The sequence below is a fragment of the Rhizobium sp. WW22 genome (genome assembly GCF_047041135.1).
In the GTDB taxonomy this organism is placed as follows: Bacteria; Pseudomonadota; Alphaproteobacteria; order Rhizobiales; family Rhizobiaceae; genus Rhizobium.
The window spans coordinates 608,464-634,127 of the sequence record NZ_CP178199.1; the positions used below are offsets into that span (position 1 = coordinate 608,464).

Annotated in this window: 22 protein-coding genes; 19 read left to right on the forward strand and 3 right to left on the reverse strand. The window is 60.0% G+C overall.

Features of this window, described 5'->3' with window-relative positions; translation table 11 throughout:
* The first annotated feature begins 23 nt into the window (after positions 1-23).
* The 10 genes from ACK83U_RS21800 (at position 24) to ACK83U_RS21845 (ending at position 11,163) form a co-directional block, all read left to right on the forward strand.
* On the forward strand, positions 24-1,196 hold the full coding sequence (locus ACK83U_RS21800; protein ID WP_112608685.1) for an ABC transporter substrate-binding protein: 1,173 nt from the start codon (positions 24-26) through the stop codon (positions 1,194-1,196).
* Positions 1,197-1,287: 91 nt separating this feature from the next.
* Positions 1,288-2,151: a branched-chain amino acid ABC transporter permease gene (locus tag ACK83U_RS21805; RefSeq protein ID WP_112335864.1), complete on the forward strand. Its 864-nt coding sequence runs from the start codon at positions 1,288-1,290 to the stop codon at positions 2,149-2,151.
* A gap of 1 nt (position 2,152) precedes the next feature.
* Positions 2,153-3,157: a branched-chain amino acid ABC transporter permease gene (locus ACK83U_RS21810; RefSeq protein ID WP_112608687.1), complete on the forward strand. Its 1,005-nt coding sequence runs from the start codon at positions 2,153-2,155 to the stop codon at positions 3,155-3,157.
* Positions 3,154-3,918: an ABC transporter ATP-binding protein gene (locus ACK83U_RS21815; RefSeq protein ID WP_112608689.1), complete on the forward strand. Its 765-nt coding sequence runs from the start codon at positions 3,154-3,156 to the stop codon at positions 3,916-3,918. The genes ACK83U_RS21810 and ACK83U_RS21815 overlap by 4 nt, the downstream gene beginning before the upstream one ends.
* Entirely contained in the window at positions 3,899-4,615 is a 717-nt protein-coding gene (locus ACK83U_RS21820; RefSeq protein ID WP_112608691.1) for an ABC transporter ATP-binding protein, read from the forward strand. Before ACK83U_RS21815 ends, ACK83U_RS21820 begins: the two co-directional genes overlap by 20 nt.
* Before the next feature lie 132 nt (positions 4,616-4,747).
* The gene (locus ACK83U_RS21825) at positions 4,748-5,140 is read left to right on the forward strand and encodes a GFA family protein (RefSeq protein ID WP_112608693.1); all 393 of its coding nucleotides are present in this window, start codon (positions 4,748-4,750) and stop codon (positions 5,138-5,140) included.
* A 116-nt stretch (positions 5,141-5,256) separates the two neighbouring features.
* Complete coding sequence (locus ACK83U_RS21830) at positions 5,257-8,901, forward strand: hydantoinase B/oxoprolinase family protein (RefSeq protein ID WP_112608695.1); 3,645 nt, start codon at positions 5,257-5,259, stop codon at positions 8,899-8,901.
* Between the two features lie 84 nt (positions 8,902-8,985).
* Positions 8,986-9,513, forward strand: a complete 528-nt coding sequence (locus ACK83U_RS21835; RefSeq protein ID WP_112335858.1) for a winged helix DNA-binding protein — start codon at positions 8,986-8,988, stop codon at positions 9,511-9,513.
* Between the two features lie 302 nt (positions 9,514-9,815).
* Positions 9,816-10,646 carry an MBL fold metallo-hydrolase gene (locus ACK83U_RS21840; RefSeq protein WP_112410346.1) on the forward strand — a complete coding sequence of 277 codons (831 nt, stop codon included), beginning with the start codon at positions 9,816-9,818 and terminating at the stop codon, positions 10,644-10,646.
* A 79-nt stretch (positions 10,647-10,725) separates the two neighbouring features.
* Positions 10,726-11,163 carry a VOC family protein gene (locus tag ACK83U_RS21845; protein ID WP_112608697.1) on the forward strand — a complete coding sequence of 146 codons (438 nt, stop codon included), beginning with the start codon at positions 10,726-10,728 and terminating at the stop codon, positions 11,161-11,163.
* Between the two features lie 12 nt (positions 11,164-11,175).
* On the opposite strand, the gene ACK83U_RS21850 is transcribed toward ACK83U_RS21845, so the two are convergent.
* Together ACK83U_RS21850 and ACK83U_RS21855 are read right to left on the reverse strand one after the other, a co-directional pair.
* Complete coding sequence (locus tag ACK83U_RS21850; protein ID WP_112608699.1) at positions 11,176-11,922, reverse strand: polysaccharide deacetylase family protein; 747 nt, start codon at positions 11,920-11,922, stop codon at positions 11,176-11,178.
* Complete coding sequence (locus ACK83U_RS21855; protein ID WP_112608701.1) at positions 11,912-13,009, reverse strand: glycosyltransferase family 4 protein; 1,098 nt, start codon at positions 13,007-13,009, stop codon at positions 11,912-11,914. The genes ACK83U_RS21850 and ACK83U_RS21855 overlap by 11 nt, the downstream gene beginning before the upstream one ends.
* Before the next feature lie 331 nt (positions 13,010-13,340).
* On the opposite strand from ACK83U_RS21855, the gene ACK83U_RS21860 reads away from it, so the two are divergent.
* The 3 genes from ACK83U_RS21860 (at position 13,341) to ACK83U_RS21870 (ending at position 15,988) form a co-directional block, all read left to right on the forward strand.
* On the forward strand, positions 13,341-14,321 hold the full coding sequence (locus ACK83U_RS21860) for a hypothetical protein (RefSeq protein ID WP_412475044.1): 981 nt from the start codon (positions 13,341-13,343) through the stop codon (positions 14,319-14,321).
* Entirely contained in the window at positions 14,207-15,037 is an 831-nt protein-coding gene (locus ACK83U_RS21865) for an adenylate/guanylate cyclase domain-containing protein (protein WP_412475025.1), read from the forward strand. Before ACK83U_RS21860 ends, ACK83U_RS21865 begins: the two co-directional genes overlap by 115 nt.
* Positions 15,038-15,109: 72 nt before the next feature.
* The gene (locus ACK83U_RS21870; RefSeq protein ID WP_112609137.1) at positions 15,110-15,988 is read left to right on the forward strand and encodes an FkbM family methyltransferase; all 879 of its coding nucleotides are present in this window, start codon (positions 15,110-15,112) and stop codon (positions 15,986-15,988) included.
* A gap of 2 nt (positions 15,989-15,990) precedes the next feature.
* Here the strand turns inward: ACK83U_RS21870 and ACK83U_RS21875 are convergent, their stop codons facing one another.
* Complete coding sequence (locus tag ACK83U_RS21875) at positions 15,991-16,470, reverse strand: class I SAM-dependent methyltransferase (protein WP_112608705.1); 480 nt, start codon at positions 16,468-16,470, stop codon at positions 15,991-15,993.
* A 143-nt stretch (positions 16,471-16,613) separates the two neighbouring features.
* On the opposite strand from ACK83U_RS21875, the gene ACK83U_RS21880 reads away from it, so the two are divergent.
* The 6 genes from ACK83U_RS21880 (at position 16,614) to ACK83U_RS21905 (ending at position 25,627) form a co-directional block, all read left to right on the forward strand.
* Positions 16,614-17,789, forward strand: coding sequence for a DUF3095 domain-containing protein (locus tag ACK83U_RS21880; RefSeq protein ID WP_112608707.1), 1,176 nt, complete (start codon positions 16,614-16,616; stop codon positions 17,787-17,789).
* A gap of 350 nt (positions 17,790-18,139) precedes the next feature.
* The gene (locus ACK83U_RS21885; RefSeq protein WP_112335850.1) at positions 18,140-19,477 is read left to right on the forward strand and encodes an adenylate/guanylate cyclase domain-containing protein; all 1,338 of its coding nucleotides are present in this window, start codon (positions 18,140-18,142) and stop codon (positions 19,475-19,477) included.
* A gap of 160 nt (positions 19,478-19,637) precedes the next feature.
* Positions 19,638-21,545 carry an ABC transporter ATP-binding protein gene (locus ACK83U_RS21890; RefSeq protein WP_112608709.1) on the forward strand — a complete coding sequence of 636 codons (1,908 nt, stop codon included), beginning with the start codon at positions 19,638-19,640 and terminating at the stop codon, positions 21,543-21,545.
* Entirely contained in the window at positions 21,542-23,464 is a 1,923-nt protein-coding gene (locus ACK83U_RS21895; RefSeq protein ID WP_112608711.1) for an ABC transporter substrate-binding protein, read from the forward strand. The genes ACK83U_RS21890 and ACK83U_RS21895 overlap by 4 nt, the downstream gene beginning before the upstream one ends.
* Positions 23,457-24,455 carry an ABC transporter permease gene (locus ACK83U_RS21900; protein ID WP_015343453.1) on the forward strand — a complete coding sequence of 333 codons (999 nt, stop codon included), beginning with the start codon at positions 23,457-23,459 and terminating at the stop codon, positions 24,453-24,455. Before ACK83U_RS21895 ends, ACK83U_RS21900 begins: the two co-directional genes overlap by 8 nt.
* The gene (locus ACK83U_RS21905; protein ID WP_412474996.1) at positions 24,452-25,627 is read left to right on the forward strand and encodes an ABC transporter permease; all 1,176 of its coding nucleotides are present in this window, start codon (positions 24,452-24,454) and stop codon (positions 25,625-25,627) included. Before ACK83U_RS21900 ends, ACK83U_RS21905 begins: the two co-directional genes overlap by 4 nt.
* Positions 25,628-25,664 lie beyond the last annotated feature (37 nt).

Genomic DNA, 25,664 nt, shown 5'->3' on the forward strand with positions numbered 1-25,664 from the left:
AAACGGCTGCCGGGAGGAGAAAAATGAAACGGTTTGTCTTGGCCGCCCTTGCGGCCGTTGCTCTTGGCAGCGCTGCCTATGCCGATACTATCAAGGTCGGCGTCATCGGTCCGTTTTCTGGCCCGTTCGCGCTGCAAGGCAAGAATTTCAAGGCAGGCATCGACGCCTATATGGCCGTGAATGGCAAGAAGGTTGGCAATGACGAGGTGGAAGTGATCTACCGCGACGTGCCGCAGGCCGATCCCGCCCAGTCGAAGGCGCTGGCCCAGGAACTCGTCGTCAAGGAGAAGGTCCAGTATCTCGCCGGCTTCTACTTTACCCCGGATGCGATGGCCGTGACGCCGATCCTCAAGCAGGCCAATGTGCCGATGGTGATCTTCAACGCCGCGACTTCGGCCATCGTTACCAAGAGCCCGCTCGTCGTGCGGACCTCCTTCACCACCTGGCAAACCTCGACGCCGATCGCCAAGGTTGCCTATGATGCCGGCGTCAAGAAGGTCATCTCCGTCGTCAGCGATTACGGTCCGGGTGTCGATGCCGAAAATGCCTTCAAGGCCGGTTTCGAGAAGCAGGGCGGCGAAGTGGTCCAGGCGATCCGCATGCCGCTGTCGACAAACGACTTCAGCCCCATCATGCAGCGCATCAAGGATTCCGGCGCCCAAGGCGTCTTCGCTTTCCTGCCGTCAGGCCCGACGACGCTCGGCTTCGTCAAGGCCTATAACGAAAACGGCCTGAAATCCGCCGGCATCAAGCTGTTTGCACCCGGCGACCTCACGCAGGAATCCGATCTGCCGGCTCTTGGTGACGCGGCACTCGGTATGCAAACGACCTTCCACTATGCGATCTCGCATGACTCGCCCGAAAACAAGGCTTTCGTTGCCGCTGCCGACAAGGCGATCGGCAATCCGGCCGAGCTGACCTTCCCGGCCGTCGGTGCTTTCGACGGCATGCATGTCATCTACAAGATGATCGAGGCGACCGGCGGCAAGCAGGATGCGCAAAAGGCCGTCGACGCCGTAAAGGGTCTGTCCTGGGTTAGCCCGCGCGGCCCGGTGACCATCGATGCGGAAAGCCGGCATATCACGCAGAATATCTATCTGCGCGAAGTCGCCAAGGGCGGTGACGGCAAGTACTACAACAAGGAAATCCAGACCTTCGAGAAGCAGGGCGATCCAGGCCTTGCTGCCGCGAAGTAAGCGCTCCTGAAGCTCCAACCCCTGATCGGAAGCCTCCGGTCAGGGGTGTGACGACAGCGGCCGCGCAACAACAACCGGACCAGCAATTTCAATGCAAACCGTGCTCAGCATAGCAGTCGATGCCCTCGCTTACGGCATGGTGCTGTTCGTCATTTCCATCGGGCTTTCCGTCACTATGGGATTGATGCGCGTCGTCAATCTGGCCCATGGCGCCTTTGCCATGATCGGCGGCTATATCGCCTCTTATGCCGCACATGATCTTGGTCTTGGCTATGCCGCCGCAGTATTGCTGGCCGTGGTCGGCACGGTCATCATCTCCATCCCGATCGAACGGCTGCTTTATCGGCGCATCTATGGTGCGCCTGAGTTGACGCAGGTTCTGATGACGATCGGCATCACCTTCTGCATCATCGGTATCGCCAACTACGTCTTCGGTCCGACCTTGAAGACCATTCCCTTGCCAGGCAGCCTGCAAGGCTCCGTCGACCTTGGCTTCCGTACCATTGGCACCCATCGCATCTTCGCGATCGTCTGCGGCCTCATCGTTGCTTTGGCATTGTGGTACACGATCGAGAAGACCTCCTTCGGCGTGAAGTTGCGCGCTTCCGTCGATAACGCCGCAATGGCGGCGGCTCTCGGTGTCAGAACGGAAGTGGTCTACGCCGTCAGTTTCGCCGTTGCCGTTGGGCTTGCCGCCTTCGGCGGCGTGGTGGGTGCCGAACTGCTGCCGGTCGAACCCTACTATGCTCTGCGCTACATGGTGACCTTCTTGGTTGTCGTCTCCGTCGGCGGCGCGGGCTCGATTTCCGGCGCGCTGCTTGCCTGTCTCATCCTTGGCTGCATCGATACGACTGGCCGTTACCTTATGCCGGAATACGGGGAATTCTTCTTCTATCTGGCCGTCATCGCCATCATCTGCGTCTTCCCGCGCGGCTTTGCAGGGAGAATGAAGTAACATGGCTTTGACCCTTGAAAGAGAGGCCGCACCGATCGTGACCAGACATCGTACATTCGGGCAGGATCTGATCGCGCTAGCGGTCATCGTCCTGTTGGCTGCCGCCGGCTACGTGTTGTTTCCGGACAACCTCGCTCTTCTCACGCGGCTGATCGCGATCGCGCTTCTCGTGCTGTCGCTCGATCTTGTCACCGGCTATTGCGGCGTGGCGACCCTCGGCCATGCAGCGCTGTTCGGTGCCGGCGCCTACGCTGCCGGCATCGCATCCGCCCATTACGGCATCAACGACCCGCTGCTGATGACGCTTGCTGGCATTGCAGGCGGCGCACTTGCCGGATTGGTCTGCTCCATCGTCATTCTGAGAGCTCATGGCCTGCCGCAACTCGTGCTGTCAATCGCGCTGGTCTATCTCTTCCACGAATTCGCCAACAAGGCATCGAGCTGGACGGGCGGAAGCGACGGCCTGTCGGGCATTTCAGCCGATCCTTTGTTTAGTGTTTTCGAGTTCGATCTCTATGGGCACACGGCCTACCTCTACGGCGTGGCACTGCTTCTGATCGTGCTCGTGCTTTTGCGCTTTCTCGTTCGTTCGCCCTTCGGCATGCTCTGCCGCGGTATCCGCCAGGATCCCTTGCGCATCCGCGCCATGGGAGCCTCGCCCAAGGTGGCTCTCATCAAGATGTATGTCATTTCCGGTGCCGTTGCCGGCATCGGTGGCGCCCTGACCGCGATCTCGACGCAGGTCGTCGGTCTTGACAGTCTCTCCTTCACGCAATCGGCCGAGGCGCTTGTCATGCTCGTGCTCGGCGGGACAGGTTCTCTGTTCGGCGCTCTTGTCGGCACGCTGATCTTCATGCTGTTCGAAGATTATGTCTCCGCCGCCAATCCCTTCCACTGGCTGACGATCGTTGGCGCTTTGCTGATCCTCGTCGTTCTCTTCGCGCCCAAGGGTATTTACGGCACGGCCGCGGCCTATGTGGCCCGTCGCCGGGAGGCGCGGGCATGAGTGCGATTTTCGAGGTCAGCAATCTGAAGAAGGCGTTCGGCGGCCTGACGGTGACGAACAATATCAGCCTATCGATGGCGCGCGGAGATCGCGTGGCCCTCATTGGTCCAAACGGCGCCGGCAAGACCAGTTTCGTCAATCTCGTCACGGGCAATCTGCAAGCGGATTCCGGCGAGGTCCGCATCGGCGGTCAGAGCGTCAACAAGGTCGATGCCATCGGCCGGGTCAGGCGTGGGCTGGTGCGCTCGTTCCAGGTGACGCGGCTGTTTCAGGACATGACGCCGGCTGAGCATGTCGGCATGGTCGTGCTGCAGCGGACGGGTAGAGCCGGTCGCATGTTCGGCAATTTCCTCGCCATGCACGATGTCATGGCCGAGACGGAGGAGCTGCTCGGCACACTTGGTCTCGCTTCTCTCGCGCATCGCAAGGTCAGCGAGATTGCTTACGGCCAACAGCGGCTCCTGGAAATTGCCGTTGCGATGGCCCTGAAGCCGAAGGTGCTTCTGCTCGACGAGCCTGCCGCCGGCGTGCCGCAAAGCGATACGGGCCGCATCGAACAGGCGCTGGCCGATCTCCCCGCTGATCTTGCCGTGCTGATGATCGAGCATGACATGGACCTCGTTTTCCGTTTTGCCAAGCGCGTGGTCGTGCTCGCCGCCGGCACGATCATATTCGATGGTTCGCCGAAAGACGTGACGCAGGACGCGCGGGTGCGCGAAGCCTATCTTGGGAGCTACGCCAATGCCGGCCACGCCGCTTGAAGTCGAAAACCTGTCGGCCGGCTATGGTCCGACGCGGGTGCTGGAAGGGGTTTCCTTTTCCGTGCCGGCCGGCGGCCGGCTTGCCGTGCTCGGCCGCAACGGCATGGGCAAGAGCACGCTGCTTGCCACGCTCGCCGGCCAGACCCGGCGCTATGATGGCCGCATCCGGCTGGGTTCGGCCGACATCGCCAGCCTGCCGAGCGCCCGCCGCGCCCATCAGGGCCTCGGCTACGTGCCGCAGACGCGCGACGTTTTTCCGACGCTGACGGTGGAGGAAAATCTCTCCGTTGGGCTGAAGGAACGGCCGAAGAGCGCTTTGCAGGAAGCCTATGACATGTTCCCGCGCCTGAAGGAGCGTCGCAAAAATTTAGGCAGCCAGCTTTCCGGCGGCGAGCAGCAGATGCTGTCGACCGCCCGCACGATCCTCGGTCGCCCCTCCGTCCTGCTTCTCGACGAGCCGCTGGAGGGGCTGGCGCCCGTCATCTGCGAGGAGTTGATGACGGCCTTCGCCAAGCTCGCCAAGTCGGGCGACATGACGATCCTACTCGTCGAGCAGCGCATCCAGAGCGCACTGGATTTTGCCAGCGATGTCGTCATTCTGGAGCGCGGGCGGCTTGCCTGGAAGGGGACGCCCGAGGCGCTAGCTGCGGATCATGGTGCGGTCGAGCGTCTGCTCGGCGTCGGTGGACTACATTAGCGCATCCACTCCGGCTGTGCTTTAACGGAGCGCGGCCTTATGATGAAACCTTATCCTTCTCGCCGCTACGATCGCGGCGACTGTTCCGTTTATCGTAGACAGTCCGCCTGCCTGTTTTTGAGGAGGTGCAAGATGGATCGACTTACCGGTGGCTGCCTGTGCGGCAAGGTGCGGATCGTGGCCTCGGGGCGCCCCTATCGGGTCGGCATTTGCCATTGTCTCGACTGCCGCAAGCATCACGGCGCGCTTTTCCATGCCTCCGCGATCTTTCCCGAGGATGCGGTGACGATCGAAGGTGAAACACGCGACTATGCCGGCCGCTTTTTCTGCCCTCACTGCGGCTCGTCCGTTTTCTCGCGAAGCGCGGACGAAATCGAAGTGAATCTCGGGTCTCTCGATGCCCCTGATCAGCTAAGGCCGACCTACGAACTCTGGACCGTCCGCCGCGAATCCTGGCTGCCGCCGTTTCCGCTAGCAAGGCGATATGATTACGATCGCGAGGGAACGAGCCGCTTCGAGGATTAGGTCGGGTTCGCTGCAAGCGTTATGATGGCAAAAATTGTTAACGGCGATGAGCATCGATTCATGTTGACGACAAAACGTTGACGATTTATCGATATATTGTCATCGTTGTTGGTGTAATGCTGCTGGAGGCGGATTTGTCGGAGAAGATTTCGGATCGTTGGGATTTCTGGATCGATCGCGGCGGTACCTTTACCGATGTCGTCGGGCGTGATCCGTCCGGCGCTCTCCACGCCCGCAAGGTCCTCTCGGAAAATCCCGAGGCCTATCGCGACGCAGCCGTCCACGGCATCCGCCTGCATCTCGGTCTCGGCAAGAGCGAGCCGGTTCCTGAAGGTGCGATCGGCGAGGTCCGCATGGGCACGACGGTCGCCACCAATGCGCTGCTCGAGCGCAAGGGTGAGCGCCTTGCGCTGGTGACGACGAAGGGTTTCCGCGACGCGCTGCGCATCGGCTACCAGGAACGCAAGAAGATCTTCGCGACCGAGATCGTCAAGCCGGAAGCGCTTTACGAAGATGTTGTCGAGATCGAGGAGCGCGTGCTTGCCGACGGCACCGTCGAACTGGCTCTGGATGAAAAGGCTGCAGAAGCTGCGCTGCGCGACCTTCTTGCTAGGGGTTATCGCTCCGTCGCCATTGTTTTCATGCATGCCTATAAATTTCCGGCGCATGAGGCGGCAGTCGCCCGGATCGCACGATCGATCGGCTTCGAACAGGTCTCAGTAAGCCATGAGGTCTCACCGCTGATCAAGCTCGTCGGCCGCGGCGATACGGCTGTCATCGACGCCTATCTCTCGCCGGTGCTCGGTCGCTATATCCGTCAGGTCTGCGATGAGCTTGATGTCGAGCGCACCGGCGCGCGCGTCATGTTCATGATGTCGTCGGGCGGATTGACGGCCGCAGACATGTTCCAGGGCAAGGATGCGATCCTTTCAGGTCCGGCCGGCGGCGTGGTCGGCCTTGCCAAGACCGGCGAAGAGGCGGGCTTTGCCAATGTCATCGGCTTCGACATGGGCGGCACCTCGACGGATGTGGCCCATTTCGACGGCGAATATGAGCGCGCCTTTGAAACGGAAGTCGCCGGCGTGCGCGTGCGGGCGCCGATGATGTTGATCCATACCGTTGCGGCCGGCGGCGGCTCGATCCTGCATTTCGATGGCGATCGTTTCCGTGTCGGCCCGGATTCGGCCGGCGCCTTTCCTGGGCCTGCCTGCTACCGCAACGGCGGCCCGCTGGCCGTCACCGACGCCAATGTCATGGCCGGTAAGCTGCTGCCGGAATTCTTCCCCTCCATCTTCGGACCGAACCAGGATCAGCCGCTCGATGTCGAGACGGTGCGCGCCAAGTTCGCAGCACTCGCAGCTGAGATCGGCGATGGTCGCAGCCCGGAAGATGTCGCCGACGGTTTCATCCGCATCGCGGTTGCCAACATGGTCGAGGCGATCAAGAAGATTTCCGTTCAGCGCGGCTATGACGTGACGCGCTATGCGCTCAACTGCTTTGGTGGCGCCGGCGGCCAACATGCCTGCCTGGTCGCAGATGCGCTTGGGATGAAGAGCATCCTTCTGCATCCGATGTCCGGTCTTCTCTCCGCCTATGGCATGGGGCTTGCCGATATCTGCGCAACGCGCCAGAAGGCGCTCGGTGTTTCCCTCGATGACGCTGCACCAGCAGCTATCGCAGCACTTGGTAGCGAATTGCGCGGCGAATGCGTGCCCGAGTTGGAAGCCCAAGGCGTCGCAACGGCCAAGATCAAGACTGTCCAGCGCGCACATATCCGCTACGCCGGCACCGATACGCTGCTGGCGGTCGAGACGACCTTTCCTAAGATTGACGCTCCCGCGCGGCTGCGCAGTCAGTTCGAGACGCTGCACAAGCGCCGCTTCGGCTTCGTTGCCGAGGATAAGCCTTTAGTGGTGGAAGCCGTCGAGATCGAAACGATCGGCGGTGCTGCCGCCGATATCGCAGTCGAGCTGGAGACGATAGCCGAAGGTGAAGCTGAGGCGGCAAGGCGCACCGCCTTCTATTCGAACGGTGAAAGTCACGATGCGGCCGTCGTTCTGCGCCAGGCGATCAAGCCCGGCCAGACCGTGACCGGCCCGGCCATCGTCATCGAACCGAACCAGACGATCGTCATCGAAGACGGCTGGCAGGCGCAACTGACCGCAAGGGATCATATCGTCCTCACGCGCATCAAGGCGCTGCCGGAGCGCAGTGCCATCGGCACCAAGGCCGATCCCGTCATGCTGGAGATCTTCAACAATCTCTTCATGTCGATCGCCGAGCAGATGGGCATGACGCTGCAGAACACGGCCTATTCGGTCAACATAAAGGAGCGGCTGGATTTCTCCTGCGCCGTCTTCGATGCGGAGGGCAATCTGGTTGCCAACGCGCCGCATATGCCGGTTCATCTGGGCTCGATGGATGCATCCGTCGCAACCGCGATCCGCGAGAACGCCGTCATTCATCCGGGCGACGTCTTCCTCATCAACGCGCCGTATAATGGGGGCACGCATCTGCCCGACTTGACGGTTTGCACCCCAGTCTTCGATGATGCCGGTGAGAAGATACGCTTCTGGGTCGCCAGCCGCGGCCACCATGCCGATATCGGCGGCATTTCGCCGGGATCGATGTCGCCGCTTGCCACCCATATCAAGGAAGAAGGCGTCTATATCGACAATTTCAAGCTGCTCGATCGCGGCCGATTCTGTGAGGCAGAACTTACCAAACTGCTGACAGGTGCGCGTTATCCGGTGCGCACGCTGGCGCAGAACATCAACGATCTCAAGGCCCAGGTTGCCGCCAATGAAAAGGGTGTCGCCGAGCTGAAGAAGATGATTTTTCACTTCGGCGAAGATGTCGTCGACGCCTATATGGGTCACGTTCAGGACAACGCCGCCGAAAGCGTGCGCCGCGTCCTCGACCGTCTGTCGGATGGCGAATTCAGCTATGAGATGGATCAGGGCTGCAAGATCGTCGTCAAGATTTCGATCGACAAGGACAAGCGCGAGGCAACGGTCGATTTCACCGGCACCTCGGCGCAACGCCCGGATAATTTCAACGCGCCACAGCCGGTGACGCGGGCGGCCGTGCTCTATGTCTTCCGTGTGCTTGTCGAGGCCGATATTCCGATGAATGCCGGATGCCTGAGGCCGATCCGCATCATCATCCCCGAAGGTACGATGCTGACGCCGGAATATCCGGCCGCCGTCGTTGCCGGCAATGTCGAAGTCAGCCAGGCCGTGACCAACTGCCTGTTCGGCGCGGTCGAGGCGCTCGCTGCAGCCCAAGGAACGATGAACAACCTGACCTTCGGCAACGATGCCTATCAATATTACGAGACGATCTGCTCCGGCGCGCCGGCAGGACCGGGCTTCAACGGCGCCGATGCCGTGCATACGCACATGACCAATTCGCGCCTGACCGACCCTGAAATTCTCGAGACGCGGTTCCCGGTCGTGCTGGAGGATTTCCACATTCGTCCGAATTCAGGCGGCCGTGGCAAGTGGAATGCCGGCAACGGCACGCAGCGCACCATCCGCACGCGCGAAAGGCTGGAATTCGCGATCCTGTCGGGACATCGGCGCGTAGCGCCCTTCGGCGTCAAGGGCGGCGAAGCCGGCCAGACCGGCCGCAACTATGTCCGTCGCAACGATGGCAAGATCGAGGAACTGATCGGCTCGGCCCATACCGTGCTCGAAGCGGGCGAGGCCTTCACGGTCGTCACTCCCACCGGCGGCGGCTACGGGAAGCGGGACGAATAGGAATCTAATGTTGGAGCCGAGCGGCAATCGCCCACTCGGCCTTTTGGTCTGCAGGGCCTTGATCCGGGTTCGAAGGAGTTTCAGGTGACGTCCGAAGAAAAGAGCGAACGGCGTGAATTGATCGTATCGTCGGCCCATCTGGCCGGTGGTAGCTCGCCGGCCCTGTCGGAGCTGGAATATGGGTCGATCCTCTTTTCGCATGCCTTCAATCGATGGCTGGTGCGCTGCATGGCGGCGGCCGGCGTACCTGGCCTTTCGCCGATCGAGATCCTGATCATCCATTCCGTGCGGCATCGCGACCGGCCGAAAACGCTTGCCGATCTCTGCCTCGTCCTCGACATCGAGGACACGCATGTCGCCAATTACGCCATCAAGAAGCTCGAGGCGGCAGGCCTTGTCAAAAGCGGCAAGGCCGGCAAGGAAAAGACTATCCGGGTCACCGACAAGGGCCTGGACGCGCTGAAGCGCTATACCGAAATTCGCGAGCGGCTGCTTGTCGAGGCGACGAAAGTATCGGGTCTCTCGCAAGATGACCTCTCCGATATCGCCTCGCATCTCAGGGCATTGTCCGGCTATTACGAACAGGCCGCACGGTCGGCCGCGACGCTGTAAGATAAAGGCGCGCAAGTTTCTCCCAAATCTTTTTGGCTCTTCCCAAGATTCGCTTTTCATCGAGCGCTAATATAATTTGGGTCGCTGGCGTCACACGCTAATTCCCGCCTCTTATCTATTCTGCCATTTCATACCTATATTAGATCTGTGCGATCCGTTGGCGGCAATCCGTTCAACGATCTGTGTCGGCAGACCGATGAGATCCAGTTTTTACCACCGCGCAACTTTTGGAAATTGCTGGCTTCGCACGATAGCAAAAGTGTGCTTTTTTTGACCGAAAGGGGAATGGTGTAAAAACTTCCATGAACAACGATAGTTTTGAGCTGAAATTTTGGGGCGTGCGGGGAAGCATCCCTGTATCGGGACCGGAATTTGAGCGGTACGGCGGTAATACGTCGTGCATAGAGTTACGGCATGCGGGCAGGCATATCTTATTCGACGCCGGAACGGGTTTGCGCGAAGCGGCCGGTTCGCTTGCCAAGGAGGGGGTCCGCGATATCGATCTCTTCTTCACTCACTCCCACTACGACCACATCATCGGGCTGCCTTTCTTCAACGCGATCTACGATCCGCGCGTCAGCGTCGATCTCTGGTCGGGCCATCTGGCCGGCAAGACGACGACGCGGCAGCTGATCGGCCAGTTCATGCGGCCGCCATGGTTTCCTGTTGAACCCGACATCTGTCGTGCGACGATGAATTTCCGCGATTTCGCCGCCGGCGATACGTTGAAGCCGCATCCGGGCATCGTCATCCATACGACGAGGCTGAACCATCCCGGCGGCTGTATCGGCTATCGCATCGAATGGGCGGGTCGGGTGATCGCCATGGTCTATGACACCGAGCACGTGGCAGGCAAACTCGATGAGGCGGCGCTTGAACTGATGGCGGATGCAGATCTTGCCATCTACGATGCGACCTATCTCGAAGCGGAGATGCAGAAATATCTCGGTTTTGGCCATTCTACATGGCAGGAGGGCATCAAGCTCGCCAAGAAGGCCGGTGCCAAGCGGCTTGCCATGTTCCATCATGCGCCTGGCCGCACGGACCGCGAACTGGATGATATGCAGCACGATGCGCAGAAGAGCTTCCCCGAAGCGTTCTTCGCCTTTGACGGACAATCGCTGCAGCTCTGACGTACGTTTGGCCGCAAGCACCCATTGTTAGACCGAGCAGCACCCCTTAGACTGGAACGACTTTCGGGAGGTTGCAAGCATGGCCGTCAAACGGATGGACAATGTCGGAATCGTCGTCGAAGACCTCTCCGGCGCGATCGATTTCTTTGGCGAGCTTGGCCTTGAGCTCGAAGGGCAGGCGACGATTGAGGGAGAGTGGGCCGGGCGTATCACCGGGCTCGGCGATCAGCGCGTCGAGATTGCCATGATGCGCACACCGGATGGGCACAGCCGGCTCGAGCTTTCCCGCTTTCTCGCGCCGGCTGTCGTCGCGGATCACCGGAACGATCCGGTCAATGCCTTGGGCTACCTCCGGGTTATGTTCGCCGTCGACGACATCGACGAGACGCTTGAAAGGCTCCGCAAGCGCGGTGCGCAGCTCGTCGGCGAAGTCGTCCAGTATGGCAACGCATATCGCCTCTGCTATATCCGCGGGCCTGAAGGGCTCCTCATCGGGCTTGCTCAGGAACTTAGCTAAGCGCGATGCGCTTTAGTATACGAAGTTGCCGACTGGCCGCCATTCGATGGCGGCATGGTCGGCCGTTTCCTCGAACAGTGTCTCGACGAAATCCCAGGCGAGATCGTCATGGACGAGATGGTGCGTCATCACCCCGATCGGTTCGTCGTGACCGTCGAAACGGATCCGGAGCTCTTCCACGAGACGTCCGATCACTTCGGCATGTGATAAACCGCCACGCACCCCGTGCCATCTCATGATATCGATATGCGTATTGATCAAGCCGATGGGGGCCTGTTTTGCCAATCCGAAGACGGAGACGGCGCGATAGCCGAAGGGGGCGAGATGCGGCAGCAGCGCATCGTCGATCCTGTTCCACGGCGGCACCAGCAGCGGTACGAACTGCTTGCCATAAAGAGCTTCGAGCTTATCGAAACCGCGATGCAGCTCGTCGAGCACGACCGCCTGCGGCCGGTGCAGGCCGAGTTCCTGCTTCTTGGTATCGTCAGGCGCATAGTTCTGGTGGGTCCAGCCATGCACGGTGGCGGTGACGCGGCTTTCGCCCGCCAGCCGTTCGGCGAGTGCCTTGCCCGTCGGTTGCGGAATGATCGCAAGCGCGATAGGCACGTCGAAACGATTGGCAAGCGATAGAAGCCGGTCGAGGGGAGGGGTCGGCTCTATGGCGTCGTCGTCGCGGAACCATAGCTTCGCCTTTCGCCCGGCCGCGCTCCATCGCTGCAGCTCGTCGCGCAGGGGCTGCCAGTCGGCTCTATCGCTCATAATAGGTGTCTCCCAGATATTTTCGAAGAATGGTTTCCAGCCGCTTCGATGCGGCGGGCAGTGAACGCTTCTGATGCACGAAGTCATAGGCTGCGTCTGCCATGGCCCGATGCCGGCTCGCGTCGTTCAAAAGCTCGGCGATAGCCCCGGCATAGGCCTCGACATCGCTTTCCTGTGTTAGAAGTCCTGTCATGCCCGCCATCACCACTTCCGGCACACCGGCCGTTGCCTGCGCGACGACGGGTAGGCCGGCGGCCTGTGCCTCGAGATAGGCGAGGCCATAGGCTTCGTTGCATCCTGGCCAGACGTAGAGACCGGCTGTCGCCAGCTCTTGCGCGATCTCTGCGGTGGAACGTTCTCCGCGCCAGACGATGCGGTCTTCGCCAAATGCGGAGAACAGCGACGTTACCTCGCCGCGCATCGGCCCGTCACCGATGACGGTCAGGGTCCAATCCTGATCGCGGATGAGATCGAGCGCACTTGCCAGCATGGCGTAGCTGTCGAACTTGTCGCCCCTGCGCAGCATCGCCACCGTAATCAGCCGTCGCGGATCGGCGAAGGAGCGTGCAAAGGGCGCGGTATCGATGAAGGGCGGGAAGCGCTCGTAACGGCCCTCGGGAATTGCATCGAGCAAACCGATCCGGTCGCGCTCGGTGAAGCACAGATTGACGGCGGCAAGCCTTACCGCATCGGCAATAAGGCGCTGGTTCTCGTGCCAGCCGGTCTCGTCATGACGACGGGAGTAGGAAGCCTCGGCCGTGACATAAGGGATATTAAGCCTCCTGACGACGAACGGGCCGATGAGATCGGGTGTCTTGTAATAGGGATGATAGGTGAACCATAGATCCGGCGGTGCCGTATGCTGCCACTGCTCCAGCAATTGCTCCGCCTCACTTTTCGCCTGCCGGGCGATCTCCACGCGTGGGCCGGCGTCCGGAGTGGGCGTGAAGCTGCGCAATTCGGAAGCGACGTCAACCTGATGGCCCGCCATCTTCAATGCTGCGGTGATCTGGCGCGCCATCAGCCGGTCACCGGATGGGACCGGATGGGCAGGCGACTTCAAGGGAGCGTAAAAGGCGATTTTCATGATGTCGTCACACGGTTGACGATTAAGTGATGGCAGGAGCCCGAATCGTGAAAGGATTGCCCGAATTCCGACCGGTTGCGTGACAATAAGATCCCTGCTTCAAAAAGCCGCATCCTCGACAGCATGCGGCGTTGCGGCTACTGCATAATTCCTTAAATCGGGATCGATTTGAGGATAAAATTATGCAGCAGGTTAAAAGTGCTACAGCGACCTTTGCGCGTCATATTTGACGCGCGGCGCTGCAGATGAATAGGCGATAACCGTTTTCGGATCAGTTGTGAACGGGCAATATACATTGGGTTTGATGACCATAGAGGCAAGAAAGCCATTCATGACCGATCGCCTTGTGCGAAAGCTGCGTCTCGGCTCGGGTCTGATCGTTTTTGCTTTCGTCATCATGCATTTGGCCAACCATTCCCTCGGCCTGATCTCACTCGGCATGGCCGAACATGCGCAACATTGGTTCATGGTGGTTTGGCGCAATCCGCTCGGAACCGTGCTGCTCTATGGGGCGCTGATCCTGCATATCCTGCTCGTGCTGCGAATGCTCTACAAGCGCAGGACGCTCGTCATGCCCGCCGGCGAGGCTTTTCAGATCGTTACCGGTCTGCTGGTGCCCCTCCTGCTGATCGACCATATCGTTGCGACACGCATCGTTCATGAGGTCTACGGCTATCACGACACCTATAAGGCGGTCGTACGCACCTTGTGGGTGAATTCGCCGTTCAATGGGATGCGCCAGTCGTTCGTCCTCCTGATCGTTTGGCTTCACGGATGCATCGGCGTTCATTTCTGGCTGCGCTACCGCCCCTGGTATATGGCGATCGCGCCCGTCATGCTGTCGCTTGCCATCGTCCTGCCGATTCTCGCTTTGCTCGGCTTTGCCGCAATGGGCAAGACGGTGGCGCATGAGGTCGCCCAGGAGGATGAGCGCGGCTATCCAGGCGGCATTACAGCGACGTACGAAGCTTTGGCGAAACAGGCTCGGCGCCCGGCGGTAGGATGGCGGAAGACTTGTGGCCGTACCGCGCCGGATTCTATGGCGCCTTCAGTCTGTCGATCGCCGTTCTTTTTGCCTTCCGAGCGCATCGCAGACTGCGAGAACGGCAATATCAGATTGCCATTCGTTATGCAGGCGGGGAAGTCGTGCATGCACCGCGCGGCTTTACCGTGCTTGAGGCAAGCCGTCTCGGCGGCATCCCGCATTATTCGGTCTGTGGAGGCAAGGGGCAATGCTCCACCTGCCGCGTGCAGATCATCGAGGGAGCCGAAAATCTGCCGTCGCCCGAGCCGCTGGAACAGAAAACCTTGAACCGTATCGGCGCCACGCCGGATGTCAGGCTTGCCTGCCAGCTGCGCCCGATCGGCAATGTCAGCGTGGTGCCATTGCTGACGCCGATGGCCGAGGCGACGATCCCGGTCTACACGCAGGCCGCAAGTCCCGGCCGCGAGCGGGAGATCGTCGTCTTCTTCTGCGATCTACGCCATTTCACCTCGCTGACGGAATCGCGGCTACCCTTCGACATCGTTTTCCTGCTCAACCGCTATTTCGCCATCGTTGGCCGCATCATCGAAGAAAATGGTGGCCGGATGGATAAGTTCATCGGCGATGGCGCCATGGCGCTCTTTGGCCTTCGCGCAACCCCGAAGGAGGCCAATCGTCAGGCCCTGAAGGCGGCCGCCGCAATCATCCGGGAGATCGACAAGCTCAGTGCCGAGCTGGCTGATGACTTGGCTGCCCCGCTCGAAATCGCCATCGGCATCCACACCGGCCTCGCCGTCGTGGGATCGATGGGCTATGGCAGCGTCAAGAATGTGACGGCAATTGGCGATACCGTCAATGTTGCCAGCCGTCTGGAAAGCGTCGCCAAGGAATTCAACGCCGCGTTGGTCTTTTCGGAGCCGGTGGCGCAGCTTTCGGAAGCCGATATCGCCGACACCGAAAGCCGCGAGATTGCCGTCAGAGGTCGGGGCGAGCCCTTGCGGGTCTATATCGTTTCGAAAGAGGCGAGCGCCCATTTTGCCTGATTTTCGGAGAGTGGCGGCGGCGTCGCCCTTGTCCGTTTGCAACGGAATGGCGCCGGTGTAGAGATGGCGCTCATGTTTGACGCCAAGATTCTCACAAGAAAATACTGGAAGCGAGCTTTTCGCCGCAAGCGGGACGCGATCGCCACGCGCCTGTTCGACACCAGGCTCGGCCGGGATATTCTTATCAGTGCCATAGGTCCCCGCGTGAAGGCGATGACGGTCGATTGCGGCGATCACGTCCTCAGTTTCTCGCCGTCCGACTACATCGGCCGCAAGGTTTTTCGCAAAGGGCATTTCGAGCGCGACCATGTCGATCGCCTGCTGAGCGTCCTGCGCGAGCACGGCCTGTTGCGCAAGGGATCGGCGCTCCTGGAACTTGGCGGCAATATCGGCACGCAGACCTGCTATTTTGCCCTCAGCGGTGCCTATGACCGCATTGTCAGCGTCGAGCCGGACCCGCGCAATTTTCGCCTGCTGGCAGTCAATATTGCTGATAATGGCCTGCAGGAAATGGTGAGTGCGGTCAATTGCGCCGCCGGCGATCGCGAGGGGCAGCTCGATTTCTATCTCAATCACAAGAACCATGGCAAAAGCAGCGCGCTGCGGCAAAGCCCGACCGACGAGAAGATCTCGGTCCCCGTCCGACCGGTTGGCGATATTCTCCTGCAGGCAGGCGTCGATCCCGCCGATATCGGGCTGATCTGGATGGACATCGAGGGCTACGAGCCGGTTGCCTGCCGTTCGATGGGCGCGCTGATGGCTCGAAAAGTGCCGCTCTACATGGAGTTCACGCCGGCCTTCTACGGCAAGGATCAGACCAGAGACTTCATCGCCGATCTCGCCGGACACTATGGCGAATGTCTCGCCTTCTTCGAAAGCGGCGAGCGGATCATGAAGGTAGTCGAACTGCCGGTGGCGGGCGAACAGTTCGACGTTCTGTTTCTGCGCTGACCCTATCTGCGCCGATAGATGAAATAGCGCCCGCCCTTGACGCTCGAGGGCAGCGGCAGCACAGCGAGATCCGGATGTTCGAGGGGGAGGCCGCTGATCGCAAGCCCGCCCGGTGCCAGCACGCCAGCCATGATTTCCGGCAACCAGGTCAATGTTATCGCGTCCTTGTCTTCATAGCCGGTGCCGATATCGGCATGGGCGAGCGAGGCGTTGGCGCCAATGAAAGTTCTCGCCGTGTCCTTGATCTCACCGAGAACAAGGTTTTCGGCCGACGGCATGGAAGGACCATAGGCGTTGACCGTCCGGTCGAATGCGACGATGCGATAATCGGGGAAGAGTTCGCGCAGATGATCGAAGGTGCGGCCGTTGCCGAGGCCAAGCTCCAGCACCGGGCCGTGGAGCGTCCTCACCTCATCGGCAACGGCATTGAGAATGTCGCGTTGCGCGCTGAGGCGGCGAATGAAACTATCCAGGCGGCTCATCGTATTTGAAATACCCTTGGCGTTCTATGCTTCTCCCGCCGTGGGCCTAGCACGGCGGGCATCCTGGCGTCGACCACCCGCTGGCTTTTCGAGGCATTTGCTGTAGGGATAGATTGTCGCGGCGCGCACCAAAGGAGGATATCATGGCCGAGCCGTCCAACGATGATTTCTTCCACAAGCTTTCGGGCTTCACTCGTTTCGAGGGAGTGACCGACAGCGCCAACTACCAGCCCCTGCCGAGTGACTGGTTGATTGCGATCGCCGACATCGTCAGCTCGACAAAGGCGATTGCCGCGGGTCATTACAAGTCGGTCAACATGGCCGGCGCCAGCGTGATTTCCGCCGTGCTGAACGCTTTGGATCGAGGTGATTATCCCTTCGCCTTCGGCGGGGATGGCGCATTGGTGGCAGTCCCGCCCTCCGGCGAGGAGCGGGCGCGGCAGGCGCTTTCAGCGGTGCGGGGCTGGGTGATGGAAGAGCTGCAGCTCGATCTCCGCACCGCCTTGGTGCCGATGACCGCCATCCGCGACGAGGGGTTCGACGTGCAGGTCGCGCGTTTCAACCCAAACGACCATGTTTCCTACGCCATGTTTTCGGGCGGCGGCACGAGCTGGGCAGAACGGCAGATGAAGGAAGGACGCTTCATCGTCGAAGCGCCGCCGGAAAAGGCGGAGCCCGATCTAACAGGGCTTTCCTGCCGCTGGAATCCGATAAAGGCGCAAAATGGCGAGATCATCTCCATCATCGCCATCCCCGGCGAGGCTGGAAACGGTCCGCAGTTTCAGCAATTGGTCGCCGATATCATCGCCATCTCTGCAGAGCAGAGCCGCGACAGCCACCCCGTACCGGTGGAAGGCCCGACGCCAGCATTGAAGTTCGATGGTGTCGATATCGAAGCCCGGGCTCTTGCCGCTCCGGCCAACCGCTGGTGGCGCAAGCTTCTTATCGACGCCCAGGTCATCCTGCTCTGGAGCCTCGACAAGTTCCGCGTGAGGGCAGCATTCTTCGACGCTAAGGCCTATCGGCGCGATCTCGCTGCGAATTCCGATTTCCGCAAGTTCGATGACGGTCTGAAAATGACCATCGATGTCGATACCGAACATCTCGAACGTATCGAGGCACGCTTACGCCAGGCAGAGGCAGAAGGCGTGTGTCGCTTCGGTCTGCATCGACAGGACAGTGCGCTGATGACCTGTTTCGTTCCGACGCCTCTCATGCGCGACCATATGCACTTCATCGATGGGGCGAGCGGGGGGTATGCGATGGCAGCCATGGCGTTGCGGGGAAAGCGGCCGCCCGCGCTTGCCGCGGGCGAATGATTTCATCTGCAACGCGCAGGGCTGCAGTCGCAATTTTATCGATCCATTTGCTTTTTGCCCATTGTGTCAGTTGAATATGCGCCTTATCTCAATGAGAACAAAACGAGAGTCGCCGGTTGCGGCGGCTGTCCCTTTGCCGCATTTCATGTGCGGGGTGTGAGGAAATACAGTCAATATTTTGGGTGCCTGCACGATCCAAGGTGGCAATGGAACGTGTCGGTGCCATCGCATGATGCTTCTTTCAGTCTTTAACGATGGGCTGGAAGTCCCGGATACGGATGCCGGCGAAATCGACGGTACGCCATAGGCGGGTGGAGGCATCCAGCATTGCAGGATAGGCCGCGGGAATAATGGCAATCAGTTCGGGTGTCTCTGATATTCTTATCGATAAAGTTGCGGAATGGCTGACGCAGGCCGCCCTAACGGGCGAGAACCTGGAAACCGTCGTTCGCGGTTTCTGCGAACGCATGGCCGCCACCGGGATGCCGCTCAAGCGCGTGCATCTGACCTTCTCCATGCTTCATCCGCTCTATGACGCGCTCGGTTTTACCTGGCGTCGGGGTGGCGGTCTGACGATCGAGGGCTACCGGCACGGGAACGAACAGCCGGAACGCTTCATGCGCAGCCCCTATTATTATCTTCTCTCCAACAATCTTCAGCACCTGCGTCGCCGGATCGACAGTGACGGCGCGGTCGAGTTTCCGATCTTCGAGGACCTGCGCAAGGAGAAGGTGACCGACTACATGGCCTTCGTGCAGACCTTCGGGGCCGGTTCGATGCAGGGCATGATGGGCTCCTGGTCCACCGACAACATCGGTGGTTTCAGCGAAGATATGATCGGCGCGTTGATGCGCATGCAGAACCATCTCGCCATGGCCGCCAAGATGGCGGTTCTCGGCAAGCTCGCCAACAATATGCTGACCACCTATCTCGGCGGCGATGCCGGGAAGCGCGTGCTGAACGGCCAAATCCGCCGCGGCGATGGAGAGACGATCCGAGCAGCGCTCGTCATGGGCGACATGCGGCAATCCACAGTTTTTGCCGAAAAGGAAGGGCGCCAAGCCTATATCGATACGCTGAACGAATTCTTCGATGCGATTGCTGCGCCTTTCAATCGCAATGGCGGCGAGATCTTGAGCTTTCTCGGCGACGGTTTTCTGGCGGTCTATCCGTGCGGCCGGCACAAGGACCCGTCCAAGGTCGCGTGCGAAGCCGCGCTGTCGGCTGTTTTCGAGGCGCAGCGCCGCGTTGCCGCGCTCAACAGCGATCGCCAGTCGCGTAATCTGAGCGAGGTGCGCTACGGGATCGGCCTGCATGTCGGCAACGTCATGTTCGGCAATGTCGGATTGAAGGACCGGCTGACCTTTTCGGCCTTTGGCGCGGCGGTCAACGAGGTCGAGAGGCTGCAGTCGCTGACCAAGAAATATTCGACGGAGGTCGTCGCGAGCCAGGCTTTCTCAAGTTACACCGATTGCGAATGGGGGACGCTGGGAGAAGAAAAGCTTCGCGGCGTGCGCCAGCGCTTCACAGTTGTCTCTCCGAAGGCCGCGGCAGCAGCCAGCAGCGCGCTGGAGATCTTTCAGGAGACGGCGGCCGACGGCCTCTCCGAGGCCGAACAGGTTATTCTCTTGCACAGGGATGCCAAGAAGTTCGAGGGCCGTCTTCAAGTCGAAAACCTCGCTCCGTGACGGCACATGCCTTACGCTTCAGCATAAGCCGATATATCACTGGAAAGGCGACAGTTTTTTTACAGTCTCCGCATTGCTTTGACCAGCTAGACACCCGTTATGGCCTACGTTAGTGTGCCGCATAAGGCCACAAAGGTCATGTGAGCGGGAAGTAATATGTATGGCGTCAGGGACTGATCTACTGCGTATCGAGAACCTAGACGTCTCGTTTTCCCTCTACGGGGATAGTCTGCGCGTCGTCAAAAATGCCGGCTTGAGAGTGCTTCCAGGCAAGGTTACGGCGCTCGTCGGCGAATCCGGCTCCGGCAAATCGATCATCAGCCAGTCGATCATGGGCATTCTTCCGGCGGCGGCGAAGGCGACCGGACGGATTCTCTTCACCGATCCGCTCGACGGCAAGACCACCGATATTCTCCAGCTGCCGCGTGACGGGGTCGCTATCCGCGCGCTGCGCGGCGCACGCATGGCAAAGATCTTCCAGGAGCCGATGACCTCGCTGTCGCCGTTGCATACGGTCGGCAACCAGATCAGCGAAGCGCTGCGCATTCATAGCGCAGGTACCAGCAGAGCCGAGCAGCGTGAAAAGACGGAAGAGATGCTGCATCTCGTCGGCTTTCAGGACCCGGTTCGAACTTTCGACATGTATCCTTTCGAGCTTTCCGGGGGCATGCGCCAGCGTGCAATGATCGCCATGGCGCTGATCTGCAACCCGGCGCTCCTGATTGCCGACGAGCCGACGACCGCGTTGGATGTCACCATTCAGGCGCAGATCCTCGGACTGCTTCGCAATCTCCAGCAGACGTTCAACATGGCAATGCTGCTGATCACCCATGATCTCGGCGTTGTCGCGAATATGGCCGACGAAGTCGTGGTCATCTATCACGGCGAGATCATGGAAGCAGGCCCGGTCGAGACGATCTTTCGCCAGCCGCAGCATCGCTATCTGAAGGCGCTGATGTCGGCGGTGCCGCATTTCGATATGAAGCCGGGAGAGCGATTGAAGTCCCTGCGGGACGTTCCGGTCAATCTCGGCACCTTTTCCGGCAAGAAGAAGCTTATCGGCAGCGGCGTGCCGGCTGCGGGCGCCGCGCCCGATGTCCTGCTCAGCGTGCGCAATCTGACCAAGACCTATACGTCGAAGGCCGGCGGACTGTTTGGGCGGCGCGATGGCACGAAGTTCCGTGCGGTCGATGATGTCAGTTTCGACATTCGCCGCGGCGAATGTCTCGGCCTGGTCGGGGAAAGCGGCTGCGGTAAGACCACCGTCAGCAAGATACTGATGCGGGGTGTCACTGCCGATAGCGGTTCCGTAAGCTTCGACGACGGCAGCGGCAAGATCGATGTGCTTGCCGTCAAGGGCGACGAGTTGATGGATCTGCGCACGAAGATTCAGATGGTTTTCCAGGATCCGGTCTCTTCGCTTTCTCCGCGCATGACCATCCGCAACATCCTCAGCGAACCCTTGGAAATCCATGGGCGTGGCGACAGCGACGAGCGCAAGGAGAAGGTCAAGGCGCTGATGCAGGCGGTCGGGCTCGACAAGCACTATCTGAGCCGCTATCCGCACAGCTTTTCAGGTGGCCAGCGGCAGCGTATCGGAATTGCGCGCGCATTGGCGCTTGGACCAAAGCTTCTGATCCTCGATGAGCCCGTCTCGGCGCTCGATGTGTCGGTTCAGGCGCAGATCCTGAACCTTCTCAAGGATCTGCAGAAAGAGCTCGGTCTGACCTATCTCTTCATTTCGCATAATCTCGCAGTGGTGGATTACATGGCTGACCGCATAGCCGTCATGGCGCGAGGACGCATCGTCGAAATCGCTCCGCGGGAGGTCATTCTGCGCGCCCCCGTCCATCCGTATACGCGTTCTCTGCTCGCCGCCGTTCCGTTTCCCGATCTCGACCGACCGCTGGATTTTTCCGCCCTGAACAGCGAAGGCCCTGCTGCCCGGCAGAAATGGGGGCCGCAATTTTCGGACGGTGCCGACGGGGAGCTTACCTATGCGGATTTGGGCGGCGGACATTTCGTGCGCGTGCGTCGGGGTGTCGATGCCCAGGAGTTGCGCAAATGATCGGCCGGCGTACGTTCCTTGGCCTGATGGCTTCCGCAGTTTTGCCGCAGCCTCTTCTGGCGGCTGATGTCGACAATGAGCCGGAATACCTCGCCGATTGGCTGAGGGCCGGCCAGATGCCGCACCTCGCCAAACGCCTGCCGAAGTTCCCCCGTGTCATCAACGTCGCGGCCATGGGCCGCGTGGCGGGCCGTTACGGCGGCTCCGTGCGCACGCTCATCGGCAGCCAGAACGACATCCGCCTCATGACCATCTATGGCTATGCCCGCCTGGTTGGCTATGACAGCACGTTGACGCTTCAGCCGGATATTCTCGAATCCTTTTCCACCGTCAACGATATGGTGTTCACCTTCAAGCTGCGCGAGGGCCATAAATGGTCCGACGGAGAGCCGTTTACGGCCCATGACTTCCGGTATTGGTGGGAAGACGTTATCCTCAACAAAGAGCTAACGCCCGGCGGAGGTGCGTTGGAGCTGCGCCCGCATGGTAGCCTGCCGCGTTTCGAGTTACTCGACGACCTGACGGTGCGCTATTCCTGGGATGATCCCAACCCGAATTTCTTGCCGATCCTGGCTGCCCCGCAGCCGCTCGTCATCGCCGGGCCGGCACATTATCTCAAGCAGTTCCATAAGAAATACCAGGACAGCATTCGCCTTTCCTCGCTGATGAAGGAAAGCCGCGTGAAGAAATGGCAGGATCTGCATATCAAGATGGGCCGCTCCTACAGGCCTGAAAATCCCAAATTGCCGGTACTCGACCCATGGAAAAACACGACAGCGCCGCCGGCCGAGCAGTTCGTATTCGAACGCAACCCCTATTTCCATCGCGTTGACGAGAACGGGCGGCAGCTGCCCTATATCGACCGCATGATCCTGAACATCAGTTCTTCGGCGATTATCGCTGCCAAAACCGGCGCGGGGGAAAGCGATCTTCAAGCGACCGGCATAGACTTCAACGATTATACGTTCCTGAAGGAGGCGGAAAGGCGCGATCCGAGCAAGATCAAGGTCGATCTCTGGAAGGCGGCGCGCGGATCGCGCGTTGCCCTATACCCCAATCTGAATAGCGCCGATGCAGTCTGGCGCGATCTCTTGCGCGATGTTCGGGTGCGCAGAGCGCTGTCGCTTGCGATCGATCGTCACGAGATCAACATGGCCGTGTTCTACGGTCTCGGCACGGCAAGCGCCAACACGGTGTTGCCCGACAGCCCGCTTTTCAAACCTGAATATGCCTCCGCCTGGATCGAGCACGATCCGGATCAGGCCAACGCTCTGTTGGATGCTGTCGGCCTGGACAAGCGGGACGAAGACGGTGTCCGTTTGCTGTCGGATGGTCGGCGAATGGAGATTACCGTTGAGACCCCTGGCGAAAGTACGCTCGATTCCGACGTGCTCGAGTTGGTGACCGATCACTGGCGCAAGATTGGCATCGCGCTTTTCATCCGCGTATCCCAACGTGATGTTTTCCGCAGTCGCGCCATGGGCGGCCGCATTTTGATGTCGTTATGGTACGGCCTCGATAATGGCGTGGCGACGGCCGACATGAATCCGGGCGAATTGGCGCCGACGACCAGCGACCAGATGCAATGGCCGCTTTGGGGCATGTATTATCTGTCGCGCCAGACGCAGGGGGTGGCTCCCGATGTGCCGGAAGCCGTCGAGCTGATCAAGCTGCTGGGCGAATGGGAAGAGGCCGCCTCCTCCTTCGAGCGTGCCGAAATCTGGCACAAGATGCTGAAGGTCTATACGGATCAAGTCTTCTCCATCGGTCTGGTCAACGCGACTTTGCAGCCGATCGCGCATTCGGCCAGCATGCAGAATGTACCGGAAAAGGCGTTGTACGGCTTCGACCCGACCTGCCTGCTCGGCGTGTACATGCCGGACACCTTCTGGATGAAGGAGGATCGCCGGAATGCTTAAATATATCCTCTGGCGCACCGCCGTGATGATCCCGACCCTGGTCATCATCTCCATGTTGGTCTTCACCATCATCCAGCTGCCGCCGGGAGACTTCTTCGACAGCCAGATCGCCGAACTGCGCGCTCAGGGAGACACTGCCAATCTCCAGGATATGGAGAATCTTCGCCACGAATACGGGCTCGACCAGCCATTGCCGCTTCAATACCTGCACTGGGCCGGCGGCATGCTGCATGGCGATTTCGGTTATTCCTTCGAATATCAGCTCCCGGTATCGGATGTCGTCGGCGACCGGCTCTGGCTGACAATCCTCGTGTCGATGACAACAATCCTTTTGACCTGGCTGATCGCTTTTCCGATCGGCATCTATTCGGCAACCCATCAATATAGCTGGGGCGATTACGGCCTGACTTTCCTCGGTCTGCTCGGTATTGCCATTCCGAATTTCATGCTGGCACTGATCCTGATGTATTTCGCCAATGTCTGGTTCGGCGTGTCGATCGGGCATCTGATGGATCAAAAGTATCTTTCGCAACCGATGAGCTGGGAAAAGGCGCGTTCGATCCTGTCGCACCTTTGGATCCCGGTCATCATCGTCGGCACAGCCGGAACGGCCGGCATGATCCGCCGCCTCCGCGCCAATCTGCTCGACGAGATGCAGAAGCAATATGTCGTCACTGCGCGGGCCAAGGGGCTGCATCCCCTGAAGGCGCTGGTGAAATATCCGCTGCGCATGGCGCTGAACTTTTTCGTTGCCGATATTGGCTCCATCCTGCCGTCGATCATTTCGGGCGCCGAGATCACGGCAATCGTACTGTCGTTGGAGACGACCGGTCCGATGTTGATCCGCGCACTGCAGAGCCAGGACATGTATCTCGCCGGCTCGTTCTTGATGTTCCTCGCCTTCCTCAACGTCATCGGCGTGCTGATCTCGGACATCGCTCTTGGCTTTCTCGACCCCCGCATCCGCTTGCAAGGCAGGAGCACAAAGTGAGCGTATCCCTGCCAAAACCCGGCGCCCCCCTGGAGCATTATGTCTCGAGCGCGGATTTCGATCCGGATCAGTTCGAGGCCATGTCGGCTGGCCAGCAGCGCTATTATATGGCTTCGCAAAAGAAGCTGATGTGGTGGAAGTTCAAGAAGCACAAGCTTGCGCTTGCATCAGGCATTTTTCTGTTGCTGGCCTACGGCATGATCGTCATTGCCGAGTTCCTCGCCCCCTACGGGCTGCATACCCGCAACGTCGATTACATCCATTCGCCGCCGCAGGCGGTGCACTTCTTCAACAAGGGAGAGTTTGTCGGACCGTTTGTGTACGGCCGCAAGATGACGCTCGATATTGATACGCTCCGCCGGGTCTATACCGATAATCCCTCGGATGTACAGCCGATCCGCTTCTTCTGTCGGGGCGACGCCTATCGCTTCTGGGGCCTGGTGGATTCGAACGTCCATCTGGTCTGTCCTGCGGTCGGCGGACAAATGTACCTGCTTGGGACGGACCGTTTGGGCCGCGACGTGCTGTCGCGCATCATCTATGGCGCACGCATATCCCTGACCATCGGGCTGATCGGCATTGCGGTCAGCTTCGTGCTCGGCATCGTCATCGGCGGTCTGGCGGGCTATCACGGCGGCCTCTTCGATCTCCTCGTCCAGCGCGTGATCGAGGTGCTGCAATCGCTACCGAGCCTGCCGTTGTGGATGGCGCTGGCGGCGATCATGCCCGTGAGCTGGAGCCCGATCATTGTCTATTTCGGTATCACCATCATTCTCGGCATTCTCGACTGGACCGGTCTTGCGCGCGCCGTGCGCTCTAAGCTTTTGTCCTTGCGCGAGGAGGATTATGTTCTCGCTGCGCAATTGATGGGCGCCAGCACGCCGCGCATCATCGGCCGGCATCTCGTTCCCGGCTTCATGTCGCATCTCATTGCTTCGGCAACGATCTCCGTTCCGAGCATGATTCTCGGCGAAACCGCACTTAGCTTCCTTGGGTTGGGGCTTCGCCCGCCAATCACGAGCTGGGGTATTTTGCTGACCGAGGCAAGGAGCGTCAGCGTCATCGCCTTCTATCCATGGCTCCTTTTTCCTATGATCCCGGTGATTTTGATCATTCTGGCGTTCAACTTTTTAGGAGACGGCTTGCGCGATGCCGCCGATCCCTACAAATAGCAGGGTGAACGGCGAAGACAGGATTGCAATTCGAGAA

What these genes read in the sequence shown, in the direction of transcription:
- ACK83U_RS21800 (WP_112608685.1), top strand. Translation starts at nt 24, where the DNA reads ATGAAACGGTTTGTCTTGGCCGCCCTTGCGGCCGTTGCTCTTGGCAGC.
- ACK83U_RS21805 (WP_112335864.1), top strand. Translation starts at nt 1,288, where the DNA reads ATGCAAACCGTGCTCAGCATAGCAGTCGATGCCCTCGCTTACGGCATG.
- ACK83U_RS21810 (WP_112608687.1), top strand. Translation starts at nt 2,153, where the DNA reads ATGGCTTTGACCCTTGAAAGAGAGGCCGCACCGATCGTGACCAGACAT.
- ACK83U_RS21815 (WP_112608689.1), top strand. Translation starts at nt 3,154, where the DNA reads ATGAGTGCGATTTTCGAGGTCAGCAATCTGAAGAAGGCGTTCGGCGGC.
- ACK83U_RS21820 (WP_112608691.1), top strand. Translation starts at nt 3,899, where the DNA reads ATGCCGGCCACGCCGCTTGAAGTCGAAAACCTGTCGGCCGGCTATGGT.
- ACK83U_RS21825 (WP_112608693.1), top strand. Translation starts at nt 4,748, where the DNA reads ATGGATCGACTTACCGGTGGCTGCCTGTGCGGCAAGGTGCGGATCGTG.
- ACK83U_RS21830 (WP_112608695.1), top strand. Translation starts at nt 5,257, where the DNA reads ATGCTGCTGGAGGCGGATTTGTCGGAGAAGATTTCGGATCGTTGGGAT.
- ACK83U_RS21840 (WP_112410346.1), top strand. Translation starts at nt 9,816, where the DNA reads ATGAACAACGATAGTTTTGAGCTGAAATTTTGGGGCGTGCGGGGAAGC.
- ACK83U_RS21845 (WP_112608697.1), top strand. Translation starts at nt 10,726, where the DNA reads ATGGCCGTCAAACGGATGGACAATGTCGGAATCGTCGTCGAAGACCTC.
- ACK83U_RS21850 (WP_112608699.1), bottom strand. Translation starts at nt 11,922, where the DNA reads ATGAGCGATAGAGCCGACTGGCAGCCCCTGCGCGACGAGCTGCAGCGA.
- ACK83U_RS21855 (WP_112608701.1), bottom strand. Translation starts at nt 13,009, where the DNA reads ATGAAAATCGCCTTTTACGCTCCCTTGAAGTCGCCTGCCCATCCGGTC.
- ACK83U_RS21860 (WP_412475044.1), top strand. Translation starts at nt 13,341, where the DNA reads ATGACCGATCGCCTTGTGCGAAAGCTGCGTCTCGGCTCGGGTCTGATC.
- ACK83U_RS21870 (WP_112609137.1), top strand. Translation starts at nt 15,110, where the DNA reads ATGTTTGACGCCAAGATTCTCACAAGAAAATACTGGAAGCGAGCTTTT.
- ACK83U_RS21875 (WP_112608705.1), bottom strand. Translation starts at nt 16,470, where the DNA reads ATGAGCCGCCTGGATAGTTTCATTCGCCGCCTCAGCGCGCAACGCGAC.
- ACK83U_RS21880 (WP_112608707.1), top strand. Translation starts at nt 16,614, where the DNA reads ATGGCCGAGCCGTCCAACGATGATTTCTTCCACAAGCTTTCGGGCTTC.
- ACK83U_RS21885 (WP_112335850.1), top strand. Translation starts at nt 18,140, where the DNA reads ATGGCAATCAGTTCGGGTGTCTCTGATATTCTTATCGATAAAGTTGCG.
- ACK83U_RS21890 (WP_112608709.1), top strand. Translation starts at nt 19,638, where the DNA reads ATGGCGTCAGGGACTGATCTACTGCGTATCGAGAACCTAGACGTCTCG.
- ACK83U_RS21895 (WP_112608711.1), top strand. Translation starts at nt 21,542, where the DNA reads ATGATCGGCCGGCGTACGTTCCTTGGCCTGATGGCTTCCGCAGTTTTG.
- ACK83U_RS21900 (WP_015343453.1), top strand. Translation starts at nt 23,457, where the DNA reads ATGCTTAAATATATCCTCTGGCGCACCGCCGTGATGATCCCGACCCTG.